The sequence below is a fragment of the Streptococcus sp. HMSC078H03 genome (assembly GCF_001808655.1).
In the GTDB taxonomy this organism is placed as follows: Bacteria; Bacillota; Bacilli; order Lactobacillales; family Streptococcaceae; genus Streptococcus; species Streptococcus salivarius_G.
The window spans coordinates 1-26,296 of record NZ_KV794092.1 but is presented as its reverse complement, the minus strand read 5'-3'; the positions used below and the strand labels follow the sequence as shown (position 1 = coordinate 26,296).

At 40.0% G+C, this 26,296-nt stretch carries 18 protein-coding genes; 15 read left to right on the top strand and 3 right to left on the bottom strand.

The features are described from left to right. The first annotated feature begins 83 nt into the window (after positions 1-83). The gene (locus tag HMPREF2607_RS03475) at positions 84-962 is read left to right on the top strand and encodes a hypothetical protein (protein WP_002885540.1); all 879 of its coding nucleotides are present in this window, start codon (positions 84-86) and stop codon (positions 960-962) included. Positions 963-1,071: 109 nt separating this feature from the next. Beyond that, positions 1,072-3,075 (top strand): methionine--tRNA ligase, encoded by a 2,004-nt coding sequence (gene metG, locus HMPREF2607_RS03470; RefSeq protein ID WP_002885480.1) that lies wholly within the window; start codon positions 1,072-1,074, stop codon positions 3,073-3,075. Positions 3,076-3,277: 202 nt separating this feature from the next. Here the strand turns inward: metG and HMPREF2607_RS03465 are convergent, their stop codons facing one another. The 3 genes from HMPREF2607_RS03465 to HMPREF2607_RS03455 form a co-directional block, all read right to left on the bottom strand. Next, entirely contained in the window at positions 3,278-4,123 is an 846-nt protein-coding gene (locus HMPREF2607_RS03465) for an aldo/keto reductase (RefSeq protein WP_002885489.1), read from the bottom strand. Between the two features lie 10 nt (positions 4,124-4,133). Continuing rightward, positions 4,134-5,030, bottom strand: coding sequence for a LysR family transcriptional regulator (locus tag HMPREF2607_RS03460; protein WP_002885507.1), 897 nt, complete (start codon positions 5,028-5,030; stop codon positions 4,134-4,136). Positions 5,031-5,268: 238 nt separating this feature from the next. After that, positions 5,269-6,009 (bottom strand): CPBP family intramembrane glutamic endopeptidase, encoded by a 741-nt coding sequence (locus tag HMPREF2607_RS03455; RefSeq protein ID WP_014633981.1) that lies wholly within the window; start codon positions 6,007-6,009, stop codon positions 5,269-5,271. Between the two features lie 410 nt (positions 6,010-6,419). Between HMPREF2607_RS03455 and HMPREF2607_RS03450 the strand changes: the two genes are divergently transcribed. The 13 genes from HMPREF2607_RS03450 to HMPREF2607_RS03395 all read left to right on the top strand — a co-directional run. Further along, a complete protein-coding gene (locus tag HMPREF2607_RS03450; protein WP_070475879.1) occupies positions 6,420-8,357 on the top strand; it encodes a GbpC/Spa domain-containing protein in 1,938 nt (645 codons plus the stop codon). Positions 8,358-9,657: 1,300 nt separating this feature from the next. After that, positions 9,658-10,617: a competence protein CoiA gene (locus tag HMPREF2607_RS03445; protein WP_070475875.1), complete on the top strand. Its 960-nt coding sequence runs from the start codon at positions 9,658-9,660 to the stop codon at positions 10,615-10,617. 10 nt (positions 10,618-10,627) lie between these two features. Next, entirely contained in the window at positions 10,628-12,433 is a 1,806-nt protein-coding gene (gene pepF, locus HMPREF2607_RS03440) for an oligoendopeptidase F (protein WP_037599540.1), read from the top strand. Between the two features lie 211 nt (positions 12,434-12,644). Beyond that, a complete protein-coding gene (locus HMPREF2607_RS03435; protein ID WP_070475871.1) occupies positions 12,645-13,865 on the top strand; it encodes an L-lactate MFS transporter in 1,221 nt (406 codons plus the stop codon). 71 nt (positions 13,866-13,936) lie between these two features. Continuing rightward, the gene (locus HMPREF2607_RS03430) at positions 13,937-14,644 is read left to right on the top strand and encodes an O-methyltransferase (protein ID WP_070475868.1); all 708 of its coding nucleotides are present in this window, start codon (positions 13,937-13,939) and stop codon (positions 14,642-14,644) included. Positions 14,645-14,705: 61 nt separating this feature from the next. Next, the gene (locus HMPREF2607_RS03425; RefSeq protein WP_037611991.1) at positions 14,706-15,848 is read left to right on the top strand and encodes a peptidyl-prolyl cis-trans isomerase; all 1,143 of its coding nucleotides are present in this window, start codon (positions 14,706-14,708) and stop codon (positions 15,846-15,848) included. A 68-nt stretch (positions 15,849-15,916) separates the two neighbouring features. Next, the gene (locus tag HMPREF2607_RS10470; RefSeq protein ID WP_153300621.1) at positions 15,917-16,054 is read left to right on the top strand and encodes a hypothetical protein; all 138 of its coding nucleotides are present in this window, start codon (positions 15,917-15,919) and stop codon (positions 16,052-16,054) included. A gap of 132 nt (positions 16,055-16,186) precedes the next feature. Beyond that, complete coding sequence (locus HMPREF2607_RS03420; RefSeq protein ID WP_064520603.1) at positions 16,187-16,672, top strand: LURP-one-related/scramblase family protein; 486 nt, start codon at positions 16,187-16,189, stop codon at positions 16,670-16,672. Positions 16,673-16,696: 24 nt separating this feature from the next. Beyond that, positions 16,697-19,315, top strand: coding sequence for an alanine--tRNA ligase (alaS, locus tag HMPREF2607_RS03415; RefSeq protein WP_070475865.1), 2,619 nt, complete (start codon positions 16,697-16,699; stop codon positions 19,313-19,315). Positions 19,316-19,492: 177 nt separating this feature from the next. Continuing rightward, on the top strand, positions 19,493-22,048 hold the full coding sequence (locus tag HMPREF2607_RS03410; RefSeq protein WP_064520605.1) for an SH3 domain-containing protein: 2,556 nt from the start codon (positions 19,493-19,495) through the stop codon (positions 22,046-22,048). A 202-nt stretch (positions 22,049-22,250) separates the two neighbouring features. After that, entirely contained in the window at positions 22,251-23,003 is a 753-nt protein-coding gene (locus HMPREF2607_RS03405; protein ID WP_070475862.1) for a response regulator transcription factor, read from the top strand. Positions 23,004-23,138: 135 nt separating this feature from the next. Then, positions 23,139-23,699, top strand: coding sequence for a transcriptional regulator (locus tag HMPREF2607_RS03400; RefSeq protein ID WP_070475859.1), 561 nt, complete (start codon positions 23,139-23,141; stop codon positions 23,697-23,699). 289 nt (positions 23,700-23,988) lie between these two features. Next, positions 23,989-26,296 (top strand): GBS Bsp-like repeat-containing protein (locus HMPREF2607_RS03395; RefSeq protein WP_148130145.1); only part of this gene is annotated, 2,308 nt, incomplete at its 3' end.

Below are 26,296 nucleotides of genomic sequence, written 5' to 3'. Positions count from 1 at the left end.
GTAGTTTTACCCACTACAGAAATTATAGAGCCGAAATAATCAAATAGCCTTGGAGTCTTTTTTCTGTTAGAATGGAAGTATCAATGAAAAAGGGGACTTTTATGAACGAAAAAGAGTGGTTAGATTATTTCGAAACAATCAATAATCGTAAGCCGACAGAGGAAGAAATCCAACAAGCAAAAGCTAATGGGGAATTTATTTCTCAAGAGGCTAAGGACGAGGGTGTTAATCCACAGCAAGCTCAGTTGAGTGACCAAGTGACACAAGCCGTTTCACAAGTTGCTCCTGCTAAGACAGGCTTGTCTAAGAAAGCTAAAATTATTATTGCTTCTGTAGTGGGGGCGATTGTCCTAGTGGCACTTTCATTTGGTGGCTATGCATTTATGCACCTGCAAAGCGGTAAAATACCTGAAGGAACCTATCTACTTGAAACTTATCGCTTTTACCATAAAGATAAGAAGAAAATGGTTGATGGTATGGAATCTTTCAAGGAAAGTGGCCTAGAGGCTCATGATTTTGTTAAAGTCAAAGGTAACAATGTTAAATTTTATTTTTATACCTTAGCTGGCGGGAACAATCTGGTTGACTTTACAGACTATGATACTGACGAAGCATACCGTCCAGATGCTTGGTCTAGAACGCTTAAACCAAACATGTCACTATCTGAATATTCGAAAGTCATTGACCAGGCAGTAGATAATCAATACAAAATAAGTGAATATCGAACTCAGGCTGATAACGATGAAAGTAAAAAGATTTACGTTAAATCCTACAAAGAATCTCTTGAAGAAACCGTTCGATACAAGGTTAAGGGTAATAAATTGATTGTCACTACTTATAATAAGAAAGGCAAACTTACAGAAGAAAGAAGTTTCAAACGCCTATCAGAGGATGACGTGAAGAAATTAGATTATGACTATGAACGTGATGTTAGAGCGGATAAAAAGCTCTTTCAAAACTAGTAATGTTTAAAACCAGCTTAGCTGGTTTTTTTAGTGTCCAAAACGTGCTATAATAAGATGTTATATCATCAGTGTTAGCCCATTTGTTAACATATGAAAGGAAATTAAAATGACAAAAACATTCTACATCACAACACCTATCTACTACCCATCTGGTAAATTGCATATTGGTTCTGCTTATACAACTATTGCTTGTGACGTCTTGGCACGTTACAAACGTATGATGAACTATGATGTCTTCTACCTTACTGGGCTTGATGAACACGGCCAAAAGATTCAACAAAAGGCTGAAGAAGCAGGAATCACACCACAAGAGTATGTGGACGGTATGGCTGTTGGTGTTAAGGACCTCTGGCAACTTTTGGATATCTCATACGATAAATTCATCCGTACGACTGATGATTACCATGAAAAAGTTGTTGCTCAAGTTTTCGAGCGTCTCTTGGAACAAGGAGATATCTACCTTGGTGAATACTCAGGATGGTATTCAGTTTCAGATGAAGAATTTTTCACTGAAAGTCAGTTGGCAGAAGTTTACCGTGATGAAGAAGGTAATGTCATTGGCGGGGTAGCTCCATCAGGACATGAAGTAGAGCTTGTTTCTGAAGAATCATATTTCTTTAAACTTAGTAACTACGCAGACCGTTTGACTGCCTTCTTTAAAGAACATCCAGAATTTATCCAACCTGATGGTCGTATGAATGAAATGCTTAAAAACTTCATCGAGCCAGGCTTGGAAGACTTGGCTGTGTCACGTACAACCTTTACCTGGGGAGTAAAAGTACCATCAGATCCAAAACACGTGGTTTATGTGTGGATTGATGCTCTTATCAACTATATCACTGCCCTTGGTTATGGTCAGGATGAGCATGGTAACTTTGATTTATTCTGGCAAAATGATGAAAACCACGAAATCATCCACATGATTGGTAAGGATATCCTTCGTTTCCACTCAATCTACTGGCCAATCATCCTTATGGCTCTTGATTTGCCATTGCCTACACGTCTTGTTGCCCACGGTTGGTTCGTCATGAAAGATGGTAAGATGTCTAAGTCTAAAGGAAACGTGATTTATCCAGAAATGTTGGTAGAGCGTTTTGGTCTTGATCCACTCCGTTACTACCTCATGCGTAGTCTTCCAGTCGGTTCAGATGGCACCTTCACACCAGAAGACTACGTGGCTCGTATTAACTACGAATTGGCTAACGACCTTGGAAACCTCCTCAACCGTACAGTTGCCATGATTAACAAGTATTTCGGTGGTCAAGTGCCTGCCTATGTTGAGAACGTTACAGACTTTGATGCTGATTTGGCTAAGGTTGTGGCTGAAAATATCGAAGAGTTCCACAAACAAATGAACGCTGTAGATTTCCCACGTGCCTTGGACGCCGTTTGGAATATCATTTCACGTACCAATAAGTATATTGATGAAACAGCTCCATGGGTCCTTGCAAAAGAAGATGGTGACAAGGAACAATTGGCAGCTGTTATGGCTCACTTGGCTGCTAGTCTTCGTGTGGTTGCCCACCTCATTCAACCATTCATGATGACCACTTCAAATGCCATCATGGAACAGCTCGGATTGTCAGGAGCGTTTGACCTTGAAAATCTTGAACTTTCAGCTTTCCCAGAGAATGTGACAGTCGTTTCAAAAGGTACACCAATCTTCCCACGTCTTGATATGGATGAAGAAATTGCCTACATCCAATCTCAAATGAACGCAGGCAAACCTCAAGAGAAAGAATGGAACCCAGAAGAGGTCGAACTTAAGTCTGAAAAAGACCAAATTAAATTTGACGACTTTGACAAGGTTGAAATCCGTGTCGCTGAAGTTAAAGAAGTAGAAAAAGTCGAAGGTTCAGACAAATTGCTTCGCTTCCGTCTTGATGCTGGTGACGGTGAAGATCGTCAAATCCTCTCAGGTATCGCTAAATTCTATCCAAACGAACAAGAATTGGTCGGTAAGAAACTTCAAGTCGTGGCTAATCTCAAACCACGTAAGATGATGAAGAAATATGTCAGCCAAGGTATGATTCTTTCCGCAGAACATGACGGCAAACTCACAGTCTTGACAGTAGATCCATCGGTTCCAAACGGAAGTGTGATTGGGTAAAATATCATAAAAAATAGTTTTTCAATTTTTTGAATTGGGAAACTGTTTTTTACTAATCTTCAGTTGTGAGTAAAGCGCTTGAAACAGATCTTTGTTGAGTGCTCGAAAGTTTTGCTTCCTTAAAATCGGAATGATCTACTCTTAAGGAAAGTCTTAAGAGGACCTAGTGTATAAGAAAACGAGTTCAGTCGAACTCGTTTTTTTATACACTATATTTCAATAAATGTTTAATGCGTTCCACACTTTCATCAGGTCCATAAGCATTTGGGTATCGGTCTAGTTTACTGATAGCGTCAAGGTCTACTTGGTCTAGGTGGAAGTCAAAGCTATTAAAGTTTTCCTTCATCCGTTCGATATGGGTACTCTTAGGAATGGTCAAGATGCCTTGTTGGGTTTGCCATCTGAGGATGACCTGGGCAACTGTCTTGCCATGTTTTTCAGCAATAGCAGTTAGAGTTGGGTCCTGAAAAATACTATCCTCTCCTCTATGAAAAGGAGCCCAGGCTTGCGTTAGGGTGCCAAATTCCTTATCAGCTTTCTGGATCAGTTTGTGTTGTTTATAGGGATGCAACTCGATTTGATTGACTGCTGGAATGACAGGTGTCTGCAAGGCAAAATCCGCCAAACGCCCTGTTGAGAAGTTAGAAACACCAATGGCTCTAATAAGTTCTTCATGCTTAAGCTCAATCATAGCACGCCAGGCACCATGTAAGTCGCCAAAAGGTTGATGAATCAAATATAAATCAAGATAGTCAGTATCTAGTTTGCGAAGTGTTTCTTTTAGGGCTAATTTGGTATCTTCGTAGCCTAGCTGGCTAATCCAGGCCTTACTAGTCAGGAAAATATCCTCGCGAGGGATACCAGATGCCTTAATGGCACGTCCCACGGCTTCCTCATTTCGATAAAGGCTAGCAGTATCAATCAATCGATAGCCTACAGAAAGAGCATCTTCAACGGCTTTTTGACATTCTTTTTGATCGAAAATTTGCCAGACACCAAAACCAAGGACAGGTATTTTGATGCCATTATTAAGTGTTTGAAATTCCATTTTCTTCTCCTTAGTGGTGGGGTAGTAAGCTATCCTGAATTTCCTCGATAAATGCTTGAATAATTGCGGATTGTTTCTGTTTATTATTGGTCACAAAGCCCAAGGTGTGCTTTGGACTGTTCTTCAGTGGAAGTAAAACAATTTGGTCCTTAATGAAACTATTAACAATACCGAGACCAGAAGCGTAACTATCTGAGGCACAGAGCAAATTCATGACACTACCTCGGTCATTACTGTAAATCACTTGTTGGTCAGGCAGAACCTCGAGAGGATCTTCGTCAAAATGGATTCCAGAGCTTTCTTGACGAAAGCGGACCTGTGGGTATCCCTCTAAATCTTTGAGGTTGAGGGATTTTTTGTGAGCTAGAGGATGTTGGCGACCTAAGAAAATCTTAGTTTCAAACTCTCCAAGTGGGGTGAAAGTCAGATCCATGTGTTGAAAACTGCGTTCTAGGATATGGTCGTTGTCTTCATCTAGATAAATAATCCCCAGGTCACTTTCGAAGCTTTCAACGCTTTTGAGAATCTTCCTAGTCGTTGTTTCAATCAGTTGAAATTCTTGATAGTCACTACGAAAACGTTGGGCAATGTGAGCCATGGGAAGTGATAAGAAATCGTAGTGGTGACTGGCAACAGTGAATGATTTCTTGAATGATTTACGGTAGCGTCCCTCTAGGAGATCTAACTCTCCAAGAATACGTTTGGCGTATTTGAGAAAATCATGACCGTCATCAGTTAGTTTGGCTCCTGTATTGGAACGCTCAAAGAGTTGGACTCCAAGTTCTTCCTCTAAATCACGGATGGATGCTGAGAGATTAGGCTGAGTCAAAAAGAGTTTTTTGGCAGCCTTACTAAAAGACCCTGTTTCAGCGATAGTCTGAACATAGCGACATTGTTGAAAATTCATAAGCATCCCCTTTGAAAAATATGATTGTAGGTCATATTATAACAAAATGAGAAGTCTAAAATCAGCAAAATTCTGATAGGAATAGATGAAGACCTGATATGAAATTTCTATGATTAAGTCGTTTTAGAAATAATAATGGAAAGTGAGCTGAGCTCTAAGAAAATAGTTCTGATAAAAGAAAAACTGCATCCACAGGCTAGACACTAAAAATCTAACTTGTAGGATGCAGTTTTAAATATTAGTCATTAAGATATCTAATGGCTTTCAGTTTTTTAGGACGAATGAGGAAGAGCCCTATAGCAATCAGTGGTAACCAAACAATGAAATTCCAGACACTTGTAGCTGGAGCAGCCTGTGTTGATTGTGAGAGAAGTACACTAGCAAAATCAATCAAACAGTGCAGGACAATAGTCCACCACAGGCTACCAGTACGTAAGTAAATAGCCGCATAGAATATACCTATAGCTGTCGCATAATAAACCTGAAACAGAGTAGCATTCAAGGGTTGATGAGTGAGATTTACAAGATGAGCCAACCCAAAGGATAAGGCAGATAGGAGAACGACACCTAAAACCTGTTTTGAAGATTTAACACCATCTTGGAAGGCGATTTTAAGGAAGAGTCCGCGAGAAACATATTCCTCGAAAAAACCAGCCCCTAAGGCAATAGTCAAGGCAGTTCCTATCATGTGAGGTGCCTTAATGATACCAAAAGCACCCGCAGAAAGATAGAAGAAATCTGCTAAAAGAACCAACCAACATACACTTAAGGTTTCAGACCAACTGATCTTTTTAGTTGATTTTATTTTTAATCCTAGTCGCTTATGGACTAGGAAATAGTAGCCACACCCTAGGCCTAGTGTCTTTATGAGAAAGGCTATCTCCTCTGGCAGTGGCTTAAGAAGCAAACGAAGTACAAGGTTCGCAAAAATAATACTAACCCCAAAAAGGATCAGTGTCCTAGTTTCTTTTTTTGTCATTGAAAAGTCCCCCAACTTTCTTAACATTTTTTTCAAGCATACGACGAAAAACGACTAAAGTCAAGGACTTGAAGGTGTTTTTTATGTATTTTTAGTTATGAAGAGGCCGGTTCTTGATGACCTGCTTCTAATAGAAAGCCTATTCTATCGTTGAAACAGTTTATTATGAGAAAAAAATGAACGGCTGTAAGAAAGTAATAAGTGAAAACTCTGTAAAATCCTTACGAATTATAATTAATTGTAAAGAAATGATTAAATTATAACAAAAGTGTGTCAAATTTTAAAAACATGTAGCAAATATATAATATTTTTTTCAGAAAGCTATTGCCAAATTTTGAAAATCACGGTAGTATATTAAACGGTGAAGAAAATAGGTTAATAAAATGTTAACCAAGAAGGAGAAAGTGTAAATGAAAGTCAATCCATTTAAAACAACATTGTATTCAAGCGTATTGCTTGCAGGACTCGCGGCTACAAGCGTAGCAGCTGCGGATGAAGCTAAAGATGTAACAGCAACTACTGATACTGATGCAACCGTATCAAATACGGCTGCAGAATCAAGTGCTAACCTTGTTAAAACAACAGGTGATGCAGCAGTTGTTACTACAGTACCTGGAACAGAAGAAAAAACTACTACTGAAACAGATACTACTGTAAAAACAACAACTAAAGCTATTGCTGAAGTTTCAAATCCTGACTTCGATAACGCTGTTGAAGCTGCAACAACGACTGCAGCAGCATCAAAAGATTCTGCTGATGTTAAAGCTGTCCAAGATCAAGCAGCTAAAGATGCTCAAGAAGCTTCAAATACAGTTGTTTCTGAAAATAAATTGACTCGTGAAGAAGCTGATGCAGCTCTTACATCTGCAAAAGCAAATGTTGTTGCAACAGGGGGATTCACAGCTACAGAAGAAGCAGGTGTTAAACACACTAGCGTCGAAGCTGCTAACAATGACAACAAAGTTCAAACAACAGCTTTGACAACTGCGGTTTCAGAATATAAACAAAAACTTGCAGATTACAAGACACAATTGGATAAATACTACCAAGACGTTCTTGCTTATGCTGCTTGGGAAAAATCATACAAAGAGTACACTGGTGGAACAACAGCTCGTCTTTTGACAAAAGGCTTGGCTGAAAATGCTACTGGCTTGATCTATAAAACAGAATCTGATGCTACTATGACTGTTGAAAACTCAGCAGGTTCTGTTGACTACTTGGATAAAACAATCCAATCAGGTCACTCAGTAGATGAAATCCTTGAACAATTCAACACATCTCGTTACATTCCAAGTGACTTTAGTGCAGCTAACGGTACACAATACACTATCAATGCTGACGGTGAATACACTGAAGATGTATGGTTGAAGATGGCTACAGGTCAAACATTGACTGTAACATACAACAACCTAAACGGAACATCATTCAATGGTACTCCAGTTAAGAAAATTGTTGCAACTTACACTTTGGTAGAAACACCAAGTACAGATGGTTCAGCCATTGTTAAGTTGTACCACGATCCAACTAAGACACTTTTCATTGGTTCACAAACTGACGACACTAACAAAAAACTTCACGTTAAGATGAACTTGAACTTCTTTGATTCTGAGTCATCAGTGACACCACTTGATTTGTCTAAGAACGGATCAGTTTTGAGTATCTCTTCACTTAACCACTGGAACACTGAGCTTGGAAACCACATTGAAAAAGTTGGTTTGAATGGTAATGAATACGTTCAAATTCCTGGTTCATCTATCACTTTGCATGAAGATGGTTATGCTTATGCAACAAACGATAACGAATTTGTGGCTAACGGTTCACGCTTTAACAGTGACCCAACAGTGGATCCAACAACTGGTGAAGTTACAGATGAAGGTTGGGATGCGATTAACCCAGACGGAACACCTCGTACGAAGAATGCCTACTATGGTGCTGCTGCAACAATCTTCAAGGGTGAACCAATGGACTTCATCGTAAGCGGAAATAACCTTAACGTTCCAACTGCTTACTGGTTCGCAACTAACTCAACAGTAGTTGTTCCTGAATTGCCAGAAGAACCAAACAAACCAGTTCTTCCAAACACTGTTTCAGCAAAAGTTACTTACCACAAAAACTTTGTATCTGTTGAAGAAACAACTGAGAAACCAAAACCTCAAGTACCAACAACTCCAACAGAACCTACACCAGGTAAACCTGTAACACCAACATCAGTACCTGTAAAAGAAGAAGCTCCAGCTCTTCCAGCTACTGGTGAAAAATCAACAGTAGCTTCTGCAGCAGCAGGTGCAGCTATGGTGACATCAGCTTTGGCCTTGTTCGGTATCTCAACTTACAAACGTAAACACTAAGATAATACATAAAAAAGCTAGGAAAATTTCCTAGTTTTTTTAGTTTGGAAAATCAAGTTAACCAGAAATAATAAAGATGAAATTTTCTGACATTTACTGGAATTACTTGATTTAGACTGAAAAAAGAAAAATAGATATACATTTTCTAATTTTTTCAAAATCGCAACTAAAGCCTATATTATAAGCTTTTCTCTATAGTTAACTATGTGTAAAATAAGGGTGTAAATATTATTTTCAAAAAATATGAAATAAATTAATTGACAAAAAATTATAATACAGTATAATAGATTGTGTTAGGAAGAGTTTGTTTTTTTGGCAGGGTGACTCCCTAGTCAAAAAGGACTAGCTTGGAATCTGGAATTCTAAGTTATCAAATTCCAATGTTTCATTGTGATGATTTAAAAAAGAGAAGATTTAAACAGCAAAAAATTAGATTAATCGATTTAAAACATCAGCATCATCGTAGCGGGAGCTAGCGGTATTTTTAATCCGTGTAGAGCAAACGACAGATTCAAAAACAGCAGAATCGGTAGAGACTAATCGTCAAAAGCGAAGAGGGAAAGAAAATAAAGCAGTAACTGCTAATATACCTATCAGAAGGTGGACTAAACCTAATGACTGATAGGTGGTATGTTTTGAGAGTGGCATTTTTAGCCAATACTCTTCTAGAAAATAGTATCTTGTAAGCAGTGCGACGTTCTGCGTAAAGAAGCTAGAGGGAAAGTTCTTCAGATTGACTGACTATCAATCACAAGATACTCTTAACTAGAAACCATTTTGGACCAACACGGTTTTGCGTTTGTTGGTATTGAACTGCACCTAGGGAAATGGTGGTTCAATGTTAGTAAATAAAGACTTTAACTTGTAAAAGTCTAAAAATTGTTTTATCTCATTATCAACTCAAGGATTAAGCTTTTATTGGGATTGCGGAACAAAAGGGTGATAAGCATATTGGGATGATGCTTCAGTGACGGAATTTGACCAGATGTTTGTGAGAGCATCTGTCTATGCTACATTAGCTATTTTTAATGGTTATGTGGGATAGAAACTGTTTTCAAAATCCTGATTCCTAGGAAAATTGGGGGATTTTCCTTGAAGAATTGAGATTGTTGAAAAGAGATCAAATGGACTGAGCGGCACTTGTATCCCAAGGTAAGCAATACACCTATAAACCTAAGTTTCCATACAGCAGGGAGCAAGTTTCAGTTTGAATGGGGGACGCATCTAGAGTAATCTAGATGTTTTTTTATTTTGTGAATTCTTTTACGAATAAGTAAGAGAGTGCACAAAGGAGAGAGTCATGTTAATTGCAAAAAATCAGGAGGGGAAGCTCGTTTCAGCTCTAGAAACCAGTTTGCAACGTAAGGAATCCTATAGCTGTCCTGGTTGCCAGGGAGTTGTCCTTCTGAAACATGGCCAGGTAATGTGTCCACATTTTGCTCATAAGTCTTTGCAAGATTGTCAGTTCTTCTCGGAGAATGAATCGGCTCAACATTTATCCCTTAAGGCAGCTTTGTATAAATCTTTGGTTAATCATGGTGAAAAAGTAAGTATTGAAAAGGTTTTGTCTGAGATGGGGCAAATTGCAGATTTATTTGTTGGCGATTCCCTGGCTCTAGAAGTTCAGTGTTCTCGGTTATCTCAGCAACGTTTGAGAGAGAGGACATGTGCCTATCACCAAGCAGGTTACGAAGTGCGTTGGCTTTTGGGTGAGGAACTCTGGTTGAATGGACGTTTAACAGACCTACAGCGGGACTTTCTCTATTTTACGGCTAAGATTGGATTTCACCTATGGGAGCTTGATTGGAAGCGTGAGGAAATTAGACTTAAGTATCTCATCTATGAGGATATTTTTGGGAAAGTCTATTATTTAACTAAGGCTTGGCCGTTAACCGAAAATCTCATGACAGTTTTACGTTTTCCTTATCAAGCAGAGCAGGTTGAGACTTATCAAGTAACTCAGCGAAAGAAGGTCTCACATGTGATTCAACGAGAATTAATTGGGAAAAATCCAAGGTGGATGAGAAGGCAGGAAAAAGCCTATCTTAAGGGAATGAATTTGTTATGCCTGTCTGATCAGGATTTTTTTCCACAAGTGAGATTTCCAGAATCTAAGCAGGGTTTTGTACAAATTAGACAGTCACTTGAAGGTTTTGAAAAGCTTTTTATGCAATATTATCGAAAAAGGCATTTTTCTTATCGACAAACTCTCTACCCTCCCACCTTTTATGCTAAAATAGTAAAGAATAGATACAATTAAGGAGAATATTATGTCAGACAATCGTGCTCATTTAGAAGAGAAATACACATGGGATTTGACGACCATTTTTGCGACAGATGCAGATTGGGAGACTGAGTATGAAAGCACTGTTCAGGATTTGAAGAAGGCTAGTGCTTATGCAGGTCATCTCTTAGATTCTGCTAAGAACTTGCTTGAGGCAACAGAACTTTATATGAGCCTTATGCGTCGCTTGGAGAAAATCTATGTCTATGCGTCAATGAAAAATGACCAAGACACAACAGTAGGGCTTTACCAAGAGTACCAAGCTAAGGCCTCAAACCTTTACTCACAGTTGAGTGAAGCCTTTGCATACTTTGAGCCTGAATTTATGGCCTTGGATGATAAGAAATTAGCTGAGTTTAAAGAACAAGAGCCAGGTCTTGGACTTTATGACCACTATTTCGAACGCCTTTTGGCAAACAAGGACCACGTTCTTTCTCAAGAAGCTGAGGAGCTCTTGGCAGCAGCAGGTGATATCTTCAACGGTCCAACGGATACCTTCAATGTCTTGGATAATGCTGATATCCTCTTCCCATGGGTATCAGATGGTCAAGGGGATGTGGTTGAGTTGACACATGGTAACTTTATCACCCTCATGGAATCTAAGGACCGTGACATTCGTAAGGGAGCTTATGAAGCGATGTATGGGACCTACGAGCAGTTCCAACATACTTATGCACAAACACTCCAAGGCGTTGTCAAGGTTCACAATTACCAAGCCAAAGTTCGTCACTATAATTCAGCACGTCATGCAGCACTTGCAGCTAACTTTATTCCAGAAAGTGTTTATGATTCACTCTTGGAATCAGTGAACAAGCATTTGCCACTTTTGCATCGTTACCTTGATTTGCGTAAGAAGGTCTTGGGGCTTGACGAGCTTAAGATGTATGATGTCTATACACCACTTTCTGAGACTGAAACTGCTCTTACTTATGAAGAATCCCTCAAGAAAGCAGAAGAAGTCTTGGCAATCTTTGGTGAAGAGTATAGTAAAGGGGTTCATGCAGCCTTTACGGAACGTTGGATTGACGTTCACCCTAACAAAGGAAAACGTTCAGGTGCTTACTCAGGTGGTGCCTATGATACCAATGCTTTCATGCTTTTGAACTGGCAAGATACTTTGGACAATCTCTTTACCTTGGTTCACGAGACTGGTCATAGTTTGCATTCAACGTTCACACGTCAGACTCAACCATATGTTTACGGAGATTACCCAATCTTCTTGGCGGAAATTGCGTCTACAACCAATGAAAATATCTTGACAGAAACGCTTCTTAAAGAGGTCAAAGATGACAAGACACGTTTTGCTATTCTTAACCACTATTTGGATGGTTTCAAGGGAACTGTCTTCCGTCAAACACAATTTGCAGAGTTTGAACATGCTATCCATGAAGCAGATGCATCTGGTCAAATCTTGACAGCCGACTTCATGAATAAGCTTTACGCAGATCTCAATGAGAAATACTATAATCTCAAAGCTGAAGATAACTACGAAATTCAGTTTGAGTGGGAACGTATTCCGCATTTCTACATGAATTACTATGTCTACCAATACGCTACAGGGTTTGCGGCAGCAAGCTACTTGGCTGAAAAAATTGTTCATGGTACTGAAGAAGATAAGGAAGCTTACCTTACTTACCTTAAGGCGGGAAGCTCAGACTATCCTTTGGAAGTCATCAAGAAAGCTGGGGTTGATATGACCAATACCGACTACTTGGATGCGGCCTTTAAAGTCTTTGAAGACCGTCTTGTTGAATTGGAAGCCTTGGTTGAAAAAGGTGTTCACCTTTCGTAAAAAGAAGTCACTATAAGAGAGAATCATTCTGAATCAGGATGATTCTTTTTATGTTAAAAAACGAACGTTTACTAGAGTATAAGTTCTAATTGATTTGGAAATGAGTTAGCGAGCATATTTATAGCCCCTAGTTTATATTAATGATAGACTAAAAACCTAACGTTTTATATTTTATAAGTTAACAATGTTCAGAAACAGAAAGTAGGTTTTTGTGAAAACAACCAATCGTTATCTTGTAGCAACGTGTGGTGTCTTACTCCATCTCATGTTGGGGTCTACCTATGCTTGGAGTATCTACCGTAATCCTATTATGGCCCAGACTGGCTGGGATCAGTCCTCAGTTTCATTTGCCTTCTCACTAGCTATCTTTTGTCTTGGTCTTTCTGCAGCTTTTATGGGGCGTCTGGTTGAAAAATTTGGTCCTAGAGTGACTGGGAGTATGTCGGCTGTTCTCTATGCTGGGGGAAATATTCTGACAGGGGTTGCCATTGCTCATGGAGAGCTGTGGATGCTTTATCTTGGTTATGGTATTCTTGGTGGTCTAGGACTGGGTGTGGGTTATATTACGCCTGTTTCAACTATTATTAAGTGGTTTCCTGATAAGCGTGGCCTTGCGACTGGCCTTGCCATTATGGGCTTTGGCTTTGCCTCGCTGTTAACCAGTCCCATTGCTCAATATCTGATTCAGGCACGTGGTGTTGAGCAGACCTTTTATATCTTGGGAGTTGTTTATTTTGTTGTTATGCTTTTTGTCTCGCAATTCATTAAACGACCAAGTGTAGAGGAAGCACAACTGTTGACTGACAAGAGTCCAAACCGTCAAGCTGCTGATTTAAGTAAAGGGGTTACGGCTAATGAGGCCCTGAAATCGTCAACTTTCTACTGGTTATGGCTTATCTTGTTTATCAATATTTCATGTGGCTTAGCCCTTGTCTCTGCTATTTCTCCAATGGCTCAAGATATGGTCGGGATGTCAGCGGAATCAGCGGCGGTTGTTGTAGGTGTTATGGGAATCTTTAATGGTTTTGGTCGCCTTCTGTGGGCAGGCTTGTCGGATTATATTGGGCGTCCGAAGACCTTTATTCTCCTCTTTGTGGTTAATATTGTTATGGCCGTCCTCCTAATTGTCCTGCAAGTGCCACTTGTCTTTGTGGTTGCGATGGCTGTTCTGATGACTTGCTACGGGGCAGGATTCTCCTTGATTCCTCCCTACCTTAGCGATATCTTTGGGGCAAAGGAGTTGGCTAGCCTTCATGGTTATATTTTGACTGCCTGGGCGATGGCGGCCTTAGTGGGGCCAATGCTCTTGTCGGTAACCTACGAATTGACAAAATCATACCAGATGACCTTGCTTGTTTTCATCGCTCTTTACGTGGTGGCTTTGGTCATTGCTTACCTCTTGAAAAAGAGGGGGTTACGTCAAGTAGCCTAATGATGACGATTTGATTTATAGATAAGAAAAATCTCTAGCACTCGCTAGGGATTTTTTATATAATAAAACACATGGTTAAATCATATAGTAAAAACGCAAATCACAACATGCGACGTCCTGTAGTCAACAAGGATATCGTGGACTACATGCGAACGCATCTTCAGGAAAATAAAGGGCATTTGGCTGAACTGGAGGCCTTTGCTCGTAAGGAGAATATTCCAATTATCCAGCACGAGGTTGTTGCTTATTTCCGATTTTTATTGCAGACCTTGCAGCCTAAGAAAATCCTTGAGGTAGGAACAGCTATTGGATTTTCAGCCCTTCTTATGGCTGAGTATGCACCTGATGCTCAGATTACGACGGTTGATCGTAATGAAGAAATGATTGGCTTTGCCAAGGAAAATCTAGCCAAGTATGACAGTCGCAAACAAATTACCTTGGTCGAAGGAGATGCAGCAGAAGTTTTGCAAGATTTGGACACTGATTATGATTTTGTCTTTATGGACTCAGCCAAGTCTAAATATATCGCCTTTCTGCCTGAAATCCTAAAACGTCTCAAGGTAGGTGGTGTCATCGTCTTTGATGATATCTTCCAAGGTGGGGACATTGCCAAAGACATCATGGAAGTTCGTCGTGGTCAGCGTACGATTTACCGTGGCTTGCATCGTCTTTTCGATGCGACCTTAGATAACCCTGGTTTGACTGCTAGTTTGGTCCCTATGAGTGACGGACTTCTTATGCTTCGGAAAAATTCTGAAAATATTATCTTACCAGATTAAGCATTATTTAAGTAAGTGTGGTATAATAGCAGAGATATTGACAATTTAAGGAGTAAATAGAATGGCTAAAGAAAATGAAAATCTTGAGTCAACAGAAGAAACTGTTGAAGAGGTTGTAGCAGACAAAGACGCAGAACAAGAGCATCTTGATCGCCAAAAAGAAGAAGAGGAAAGCATCGCCCTCGCCAGTGAAAAAGCGAAAGAAAAAGCTAAACGTGCTAAAACTAAAAAGACACGTGATGCTGGTAAACCAAGCTCAGGTGGTCGCTTCCTTGGAGGTCTTGCCCTTGTAGCTGTTTCAGCTCTCGTTGGTGCAGGTGCTATGTATGTTTCTCTAGGTAACAAAACAACTGAAGAAACAACTTTGGTATCTATGAAAGGTGATACTGTTACTGTTGGTGATGTTTTTGATTCACTTAAAGGTAGCAGCCAAACACAACAAAGTGTTTTGAGTGCAACTTTGCAAAAGGCTCTTGAAAAAGAATATGGTAGCAAAGTCAGCAAAGAAGACGTTGACAAAGCTTATAAGCAAGCTTCAGAACAATACGGAGATCAATTCTCACAAGTACTTGCAGCCTATGGTCAAACAGAAGAGTCATACCGTAATCAAATCCGTACACAAAAATTGGTTGAGTATGCTGTTAACCAAGCCGCGCAGAAAGATTTGACGGAAGCAAATTACAAGGCTGCCTATGATAACTACACACCAAATACAGAGGTGCAAGTGGTTTCAACTACTGATAAAGCAGTGGCAGATAAAGTAGACTCTGAAGCTAAGGCAGAAGGAGCAGATTTCTCACAAGTAGCTAAAGATAACAGCTTGGAAGTGACTTCTAAGACAGTTAACTCAGCTTCTCAAGACTTCCCAGCAGATGTTTTGACAGCAGCCTTCAAACAAGATGCTAATGCCGTTTCTGACGTAGTGACTGTTTCAAACAGCTCAACTGGTGCTGCGACTTACTACATCGTCAAAACTGTTTCAAAATCTGAGAAAAATGCAGATTGGAAAAACTATAAGGATGATTTGACTAAGGTTATCATCAATGGTAAGAAAGCTGATACTAACTTCACTAACTCAGTGATTGCTAAGGTCCTTAAGAAATATAATGTTAAAGTTGTAGACAAGGCCTTTAGCGCAATTCTTGACCAGTATGTGACTGGTTCTGGAGCTTCATCAAGTTCATCATCAAGCTCTAGCAAATAATTCATAAGATAGAGTTGATAATGCTATTATCAGCTTGACCTAAGACCTAAAACACGTTAAAATGGAGAGTGGCTGAAAGTTCTAATATCATGACATTTTTAGCCTTCCCTTTGAGATTGGTAATCATCGCTTCTGATACAGAAAAATGGCGGTCGCTGCGAGCCATGGACGAATCTGGTTACTTGCTACTCAAAGTTCACAATTAAAGACAAATAAGAATGACAAGTTCATTGAATGAAGGTGGTACCGCGGTTCACGTCGCCCTTCGTTTAGTGGTCTTGTCTTTTATTCTTTGGGTATTTTCTGAATGAAATGTATGACAATATTGGAGGTAGCGTATGAAAACCTATTTTGTCAAACAGAAGTTTCGATTGGGTGGCGAACGCTTTGATATCAAGGATGATCAAGGTAGAGTTGCCTATCAGGTTGAAGGATCCTTTTTCAAGATTCCAAAGACCTTTACAATTTTTGGTGAGGATGGTCGTGAGATTAGTCATATCACCAAGGAGCCGCTTAGTCTCTTGCCTAAGTTTACAGTAGACTTGCAGGATGGTTCGAGTTTTTACATTCGAAAAAAATTAACCCTTCTTCGTGATAAGTATGATGTCGATAATCTTGGCTTGCGAATAGAGGGTAATATTTGGGACTTGGATTTTCAACTACTTAATAGTCAAAATCAGGTAGTTGCTAGGATTCAAAAGGAGCTCTTCCATCTGACATCGACCTATACTGTTACTGTTTATGAAAATACTTACGCCGATTTGGCCATTTCCCTGTGTGTTGCTATTGACTATGTGGAAATGCTCGAGAATAGCTCAAAATAAGAAACATTTATTTAAGGAGAAACAATGAAACAACTTACTTCAGCACAAATTCGTCAAATGTGGCTTGATTTCTGGAAATCAAAAGGTCACGCTGTTGAACCATCAGCTAACTTGGTTCCAGTTAACGATCCAACCCTTCTTTGGATTAACTCAGGGGTTGCCACTTTGAAGAAATACTTTGATGGCTCTGTGATTCCTGAAAATCCACGTATCACCAACTCACAAAAGGCTATCCGTACCAACGATATCGAAAACGTTGGTAAGACAGCTCGTCACCACACAATGTTTGAAATGCTTGGTAACTTCTCAGTTGGTGACTACTTCCGTGATGAAGCTATCGAATGGGGTTATGAGCTTTTGACAAGCCCAGAGTGGTTTGATTTTCCAAAAGACAAACTTTACATGACTTACTATCCAGATGATAAAGATTCGTACAACCGCTGGATTGCTTGCGGTGTTGAACCAAGTCATTTGATTCCAATTGAAGATAACTTCTGGGAAATCGGTGCTGGACCTTCAGGACCAGATACTGAGATTTTCTTTGACCGTGGTGAAGACTTTGACCCTGATAATATCGGTATCCGTTTGCTTGAAGAAGATATTGAAAACGACCGTTACATTGAAATTTGGAACATCGTTTTGTCACAATTCAACGCAGATCCAGCTGTTCCACGTTCAGAATATAAAGAACTTCCTAATAAAAACATTGATACGGGCGCAGGTCTTGAACGTCTTGTAGCCGTAATGCAAGGGGCTAAAACAAACTTTGAAACAGACCTCTTCATGCCTATCATTCGTGAAATCGAAAAAATGTCTGGTAAAACTTACGATCCAGATGGTGACACAATGAGCTTCAAGGTCATCGCTGACCACATCCGTTCATTGGCATTTGCCATTGGTGATGGTGCCCTTCCAGGTAATGAAGGTCGTGGTTACGTCCTTCGTCGTCTTCTCCGTCGTGCCGTAATGCACGGCCGTCGTCTCGGCATTTCTGATGCTTTCTTGTACAAACTTGTTCCAACTGTTGGTCAAATCATGGAAAGCTATTACCCAGAAGTTCTTGAGAAGAAAGACTTTATCGAAAAAATCGTTAAACGTGAAGAAGAAACTTTTGCACGTACCATCGATGCAGGTTCAAGCATGCTTGACGAGCTTCTTGCTAGCCTTAAGAAATCTGGTAAAGATACGCTTGAAGGTAAAGATATCTTTAAACTTTACGATACTTATGGATTCCCAGTGGAATTGACAGAAGAGTTGGCTGAAGATGAAGGATTCAAGATTGACCATGAAGGTTTCAAAGCTGCCATGAAAGAACAACAAGAACGTGCGCGTGCTAGCGTGGTTAAAGGTGGTTCTATGGGTATGCAAAATGAAACCCTCGCTAATATCACTGAACCATCTGAGTTCTTGTATGAAGCTGAAACTGCCGAAAGCCGTTTGAGCGTAATCGTTGCTGATGATGCTCGTCATGATAGTGTTAACTCTGGTCAAGCACTCCTTGTCTTTGAACAAACACCATTCTACGCTGAAATGGGTGGACAAGTAGCAGACCACGGTACGATCTCAGATGCAGCTGGTACAGTCGTTGCGCGTGTTGTTGACGTTCAACGTGCGCCAAATGGACAAGCACTTCACACTGTTGAGGTTGAAGGTGAACTTGTTGTAGGTGCTAACTACAAACTTGAAATTGACCACACACGTCGTCACCGTGTTATGAAGAACCACACAGCGACTCACCTCTTGCATGCTGCCCTTCATAATATCGTTGGTGATCATGCTGTCCAAGCGGGTTCTCTTAATGAACAAGAATTCTTGCGTTTCGACTTCACTCACTTTGAGGCTGTAACTCCAGAAGAATTGCGTGCTATCGAAGAACAAGTCAACGAAGAAATCTGGAAAGCCACTCCAGTAACAACTATTGAAACAGACATTGACACTGCTAAATCAATGGGAGCTATGGCCCTCTTTGGTGAAAAATATGGTAAGAATGTTCGTGTCGTTTCAATCGGTGATTACTCTGTTGAGCTTTGTGGTGGTACGCACGTTGCCAACACTGCCGAAATCGGTATGTTCAAGATTGTCAAAGAAGAAGGTATCGGTTCAGGAACACGTCGTATCTTGGCAGTGACATCACGTGAAGCTTACCTTGCTTACCGTGAAGAAGAAGATGCCCTTAAAGCAATCGCAGCAACACTTAAGGCACCACAATTGAAAGAAGTACCTAACAAGGTTGCTAGCCTTCAAGAGCAGTTGCATGCCCTTCAAAAAGAAAATGCTACTCTTAAAGAAAAAGCAGCAGCTGCAGCAGCTGGTGATGTCTTCAAAGACGTTAAAGAAGCTAACGGTGTTCGTTACATCGCTAGCCAAGTGGAAGTTTCTGACGCAGGTGCTCTTCGTACCTTTGCTGACCAATGGAAACAAGCAGACTACTCTGACGTCCTTGTCCTTGCAGCTCACATTGGCGAAAAAGTTAATGTCCTTGTAGCAAGCAAGTCTAAAGATGTTCACGCAGGTAATGTCATCAAGGTTCTCGCACCAATCGTATCAGGTCGTGGTGGTGGTAAACCAGATATGGCCATGGCCGGTGGTAGCGATGCCAATGGTATCCAAGATCTTCTTTCAGCAGTAGCAGAACAGCTTTAAGATGTGATACAATAAAAGAAACTTGAAAAGGTAGGATGAAAATCCTATCTTTTTTTCTTTAAAAAAGTTTAGTAATAATATTGAAATAATTGTAAAAAAAATTTCAAAGGGGTATAATAGAAGTATGAAAACGGTTCCAATTTTTATCAAACAGCCTAGAAAGTGAGAGTGATCAAAATGAGAAAGGCATATGTTTTTAAGGAACGTCAACGTTACTCAATACGTAAATATTCTTTTGGAGCTGCATCAGTCTTAATTGGTGCGAGCTTGATGCTTGGTGGACATGCTTTGGCTCAGGAACAAGCCAATAGCGTAAATTCCAACAAGGACTATGAAGTTTTTGTAAATAATTCTGAACCACTTCAAATCGACCAGGCAACTTCAGAAGCTGTTACCGATGTCCTCAATCAACCAGCTTCAAGATCTGAAGCGCCAAGACCTAAGCTTGCCAGCAGTGAAGTTGCTTCTTCTGAAGCTAGTAGTGTAGTAGCTAGCGAGGCTGCTTCTTTGGAAGTACCGGCAGAGGTTGCTCATTCTGCATCTGCTGTTGCTACTGTTTCTAGATCAGAAGTGGCTAGTCCACGTTCTGAAGTGTCATCAGTAGCTAGCTCTGAAGCAGCAAGTGAGACTAACCGTTCCGAAACTTCAGAAGTAGCAGAAGTTAGAGGTACTGACCGTGAAGCTGTCGAAACACGTCAACCTGGTGTAGATGGTCCAGTGACTGCTGATGGTTCTCTTGATATCCCATCAAACGGTACTTTTTATTTCCGTCGCACAACTGAAATTCGTACAGCGCCTATCATGGATATCAAACCTACCTTTGTCTTTAGTGCAGGTGACCATGTTATCTATGATAAGGTCTTGAAGAGAGACAATCATCAATGGATTTCTTACATTGGCTACGACTATGAACGCTACTACGCTGATATCGCAGCATTGAAGGCTGAAAACACTAATAGCACCACTGAAGCAACTAGAGATGAAGTCATCCCTGAACGTGGTACTTATTACTTTACTAAACCTGCAGATGTGAAGAACCAACCTAGCTTGACTGCCAAGACTGAGTTCAATTTTGATCCAGGCATGTCAGTCAACTACGATAGATCTTTGCTTGCTGACAACCATCGTTGGATTTCTTATGTGTCATACAATGGTACTCGTCGTTACGTTGACCTAGGTGCTGCTGCAGAGGCTGTAGCTAAACCAAGAGGCGATATCGCTATTGAAAGTCATGACAATGGTGATTTTAGTGTAGTTATCAGTAATGTTTCAGATCAAAACGGTGTCCTCGGGGTATCTGTTCCAATCTGGTCTGAAAAGAATGGACAAGATGATATCATCTGGTACAATGCGACTCGTCTTAACAACGGTAACTACAAGGTTAACGTTAGTCTGAGTGATCACAAGAATGAACGTGGTCTCTACAATGTTCATCTTTACTATGTTGAAACTAATGGTAAATTAGTTGGTGTGGGCGGCACAACTTACACAGTTCCTGCTAAGGTTGAAGAAACTCATACAACAACTAGTTATAGCCTTCCTGACTCAGGGACTTATACTTTCAAAGAACGCTCTAGCATTAAGGCAGAACCTCGTGTAGCAAGCCCAGAGTTGGCCTACTACGATGCTGGTATGTCAGTTAACTACGACAAGATTGTCAGTGGTGATGGTTACCAATGGCTTTCTTACCTCAGCTACAATGGCAACCGCCGTTATGTTGCCGTGGCTAAACTTGCTCAACAAGAAAGCAAACCAAGTGGCACTATCAATATTGAAAATCTCTCTAACCTTGGTTTCGACGTTCATATCACTAATGTTTCTGGTGGTGACAAGGCTATCCAAGGTGTGAGTGTTCCAGTTTGGACAACTAAAGACGGCCAAGATGATCTTGTATGGCACCAAGCTGACAGACAAAGTGATGGTAGCTACAAGGTTCGCATCAATGTTAGCGACCATAAGGCCGAAGCAGGCGAATACATTGTTCATCTCTACTATGTTCAAGATGGTAAAATGGTAGGTATCGGTGGCACTAGCACAACTGTTCCAGTTCAAAATGCAACCCGCCACAACCTTCCAGCTTCAGGTTCATACACCTTTACCGCTCGAACTGGTATCAAGACTCAACCTTTGGTAGCCAACCCAGATGTTAGCTACTATGATTCAGGCATGTCAGTCAACTATGACAAGGTTGTCAATAATGACGGCTATACATGGCTTTCTTACCTCAGCTATTCAGGACATCGTTTCTATGTGGCTATCGCACCAACGAGTGTGACTAAACCTGTAGAACAACCTGTTCAACCAAGCACACCATCATCTGGTACCTATACTTTCAAAGAACGCTCTAGCATTAAAGCAGAACCAAGTGTAGCTAGTCCAGAGTTGGCCTACTATGATGCTGGTATGTTCGTTAACTATGACAGATTGGTGACTGCAGATGGTCATACATGGCTCTCTTATGTTAGCCATGGAGGAAACCGTCGTTACATTGCCATTGATGGTAAGGCAACAGCAGTTGCTCAACCAGCAAGTCCAAGCCTAGCTGCGACTGGTACTTATACCTTTACCAAACCTAGCTCTATCAAGGCTCAACCAAGTGTTGCAAGTCCAGAGTTAGCCTACTATGATAAAGGCATGTCCGTTCGATATGACAAGGTCCTTACAGCTGATGGACACACATGGTTGTCTTATGTAACCTATAGCGGTGCAAGACGCTATGTAGATATTTCTTAAGAGTTTTAACATCACTCTCTTTTGAGGGTGGTGTTTTTTTAGTTTCAAGAGTTGAATCAATATATTGTTCAATATGTTTTAGAAGCATTTGCTGTAAATTAGAGAAAGTTGTAAAATCAAGGTGAAAATATAGGATTAGTTCTATGAGTAACTAGCATCTTAAGTTATAGAATAAGGATGTTGTAATTAGAGGTGTTCAATTATGTTAGATATTTTTGTTTTAGAAGAAGATTATTTTCAACAAGCTCGTCTTGAGGATGCTATCCACAAGTCTAAACAAATATATATTTTAAGAATTGGGAAGGTCGATTTATACGATAAACCCAATCAATTATTAGAGTGTATTACGGAAAGGGGTTCGCACTTACTGTTTTTTCTAGATATTGCAACTGATAGTGATATCGAAGGGGGAATATTGGTTGCTCAACAGATACGTGAGCGAGATCCTTATGCTAGTATTGTTTTCATCACAGCACATCCCGAACTCCTACCATCAACCTTTCAGTATCGCTTAGCTGCACTTGATTTTATTGACAAGAATTTGCCTGATATTGAATATGAAGATAGGATTATTTCTGATATTGGATTAGCACTTTCTAAAAATGGTCTGAGCCAAATAGAGTGTGCTTTTACTATAGATACAAAGAATGCAACTATACAAGTTCCTTTTCATAAGATACTCTATTTTGAAACATCTCCAACAGTTCATAAGGTGATTCTTCATACAACAGAAGAGCAAATTGAGTTCTATGGTCAATTGTCAAAAATTGTGAAACAAGATTGCAGACTATATAAATGTCATAAATCATTTGTTGTAAATCCCGAAAACATTGTGAGATTGGACAAAGAATTAGGTGTTATTTATTTTGAAAACGGTGAGTCATGCTTGGTTTCAAAAGCTAAACAAAAAGAGATTGTTGCTAAGATGCTTGTTCCAAAAAACATGGCAGTTTGATGTATATAGTATTTTTGTTTTAAAATGTTATTTTCTGATTATGACGAAAAAACGACCTTTTATGACTTCAATGAAAAATTTAGCTTTCTATATATTATAATAACCTCGTAAATTATCAGAAAAGGAATCTCACTCATGAAAAATACAAGTAAACTTATTGGTATTCTATTAGCTCTAATTGTAGTTATCCTTGCTGTCTTCTTAGTGACTAAGTTTAATAGTCATGAATCTGCGCGTGTTAGCATAAGTAGTAGCCCAGCCAAGACGGTCAAAAAATCATCTTCAAGCTCAAGTAAAGTTGTTAAGAAGGATAAGAAATCAGCTCAATCATCAACTTCAGAAGTTTCAAATGAAGAAAATGACAATCAGGCCTCAGCAGTAGCACCTAAAGCTTCTTCTCAAGCTCAAGCAGGAACTACAGATGGTGGACAAGTGGCTGAATCTACAACACCAGCTTCTCAAGTGGGAGGAGTTGAAGGTGGTCGAGGTGCATGGACAGCAACTTCTGGAACATTGACACTTGATGAGGAAACACCTGTTTATGCTGCTCCAGATAAAGATAGCGGAGCAGTTTCTACACTTCCTGCCGGAGATGTTGACTGGGATAAATATGAAATTTTACCTGATGGAAACTGGTATAGTTTTGTTAAGAATGGCCAACGTTATTATATTTCATATTCAGATGTAGGACATTGATAAATGATTAAAAAGAAAACATGATAACTCGCATAAAGTTATCATGTTTTTTATGTATCACTCTCCTTTTCTTAATAAAATTACGAATAAATAAGTATGGCTTGCTTCGGCTTTCGATTATGACAAAAAATGGACAGTTTATGATTTAGGTGTGAACAAGTCAAATAAATTTGGTATACTAATGGACAAGTGAGAAATATTTAGTAATATTCTGTAAAATACTTGTAATATTTGTCGCCGAGTGTTACAATCAAACAGTAACATCAATTCAATAGAGAGAATAATTGATATGAAACGAGAAAAATTTTTACACGAACAACAACGTTTTTCCATTCGTAAATATTCATTTGGGGCAGCATCAGTCCTTTTAGGAGCTAGTTTGGTCTTTGTAGGTCAAGCTTTGGCTGATGAGCATCATGAAGTTTCAACACCTTCAGATGCCACTTTGCGTGCTACCTCAGATAGTGATGCTGTGACAGCAGCTGATATTTTCAGTGGTGTAGCGACCGATGGGGCAGCGTCAAGTGAGAAAGCTAGCCAAGTCTCAACAACTAGCCAAACTGCTAGTGAAACTGCTACTAGCGAGGCTAGAAGTGAAGTGAGTGCTAGTACCTCACAAGCAACAGATAAAATTTCTGAATCAACAACTGCTAGCTCAGAAGCGACAAGGAACACAAATGCTTCATCTGAAACAGCCACTAACCTTGATGTATCTGCCTTAACGAGAGCAGCTGTCAATACTAGTTTGGCAAGCCAACCAGCTACAAGCACAGACAGCGACCTTCCAAACCAAGGAACTTATGTCTACAAGGAACGTACAGAGGTTAAGAATCAACCTAAGGTATCTGCCAAGGCTGAATTTTATGTAAATCCAGGGGATAGCGTCCTTTACGATCAAGTCGTGACATCTGATGGCTACCAATGGATTAGCTACAAATCATACTCTGGTGTGCGTCGTTATGCGCCAGTGAAACCAGTGGCAGCTGGTAGTGGTAACGGTAATAGTGGTAATGGGGATGGCAAACCTTCTAGTGGTGCTCAAGCCACAACAGGTGCTTTGGATATCCCAGCGACAGGAACTTACTACTTTACACGTGACACAGATATTAAGAAGGAACCAAAAGCAGACCTCAAACCTACTTTTGTTTTCGGTAAGGGTGACCATGTCATCTATGATAAAGTTTTGACAGCTGATAATCACCAATGGATTTCTTACCTTGGTTATGATTATGTTCGCTACTATGCAGATATTGCGACTTTGACACCTGCAAAAGCTGAAACACCAACTGTTAAACCAACAGAAACTAATCAAGCAAAACCAGAAGTTACTGGTGCTGAAAAGCTTCCAGCAAGTGGTACTTATAATGTGACACGTAGCTTGAATGTTAAAAATGAACCTAAGGCTTCTGCAGAAACACTTTATACCTTGGAAAAAGGCTACAAAGTGAACTATGACAAGGTCTTGACTGCGGATAACCACCAATGGATTTCTTATATTAGCTACAGTGGTACACGTCGTTATGTGGATATTGCTACCTTGAAAGCTACTGAGTCTAAACCACAAGAAAACCGTGTTTCTGGTAACCTTACCATCAACAACCAAACCTCTAATGGATTTGATGTTGTCGTAACCAATGTTTCAGGTGGTGGCAAGACAGTTCAGGAAGTCCGTGTCCCAATCTGGTCAAATAAAGATGGTCAAGACGACCTTACTTGGTATCATGCCGATAAACAATCAGACGGTAGCTATAAGGTTCATGTAGATAAAGCCAGCCACAAGGGCGATGCTGGTACCTATTCTGTACATCTTTACTATATGTTGGATGGTAAACGAACTTATATTACCGAAACTACAGCCACAGTTCCTGAATCTCAAGTGACAGGGAAATTGACCATCAGCAACCAAACGTCTAATGGCTTTGATGTTGTCGTAACTAATGTTTCAGGCGGTGGCAAAGAAGTTAAAGAAGTCCGTGTTCCAATCTGGTCAGATAAGAATGGCCAAGACGATCTCACTTGGTATCATGCTGATAAACAATCAGACGGTAGCTACAAGGTTCATGTAGATACAGCCAGCCATAAGGGCGATGTTGGTACTTATTCTGTACATCTTTACTATATGTTGAATGGTAAGAGAACCTATATCACAGAAACTACAGCTACAGTCCCTCAATCTACTGAATCTCAAGTGACAGGGAAATTGACCATCAGCAACCAAACGTCTAATGGCTTTGATGTTGTCGTAACTAATGTTTCAGGCGGTGGCAAAGAAGTTAAAGAAGTCCGTGTTCCAATCTGGTCAGATAAGAATGGCCAAGACGACCTTACTTGGTATCATGCCGACAAACAATCAGACGGTAGCTATAAGGTTCATGTAGACACAGCTAGCCATAAGGGTGATGCTGGTACCTATTCTGTACATCTTTACTATATGTTGGATGGTAAACGAACTTATATTACCGAAACTACAGCCACAGTTCCTGAATCTCAAGTAACAGGAAAATTGACGATTACCAACCAAACTTCTAACGGCTTTGATGTTGTCGTAACTAATGTTTCAGGTGGTGGCAAAGAAGTTAAAGAAGTCCGTGTTCCAA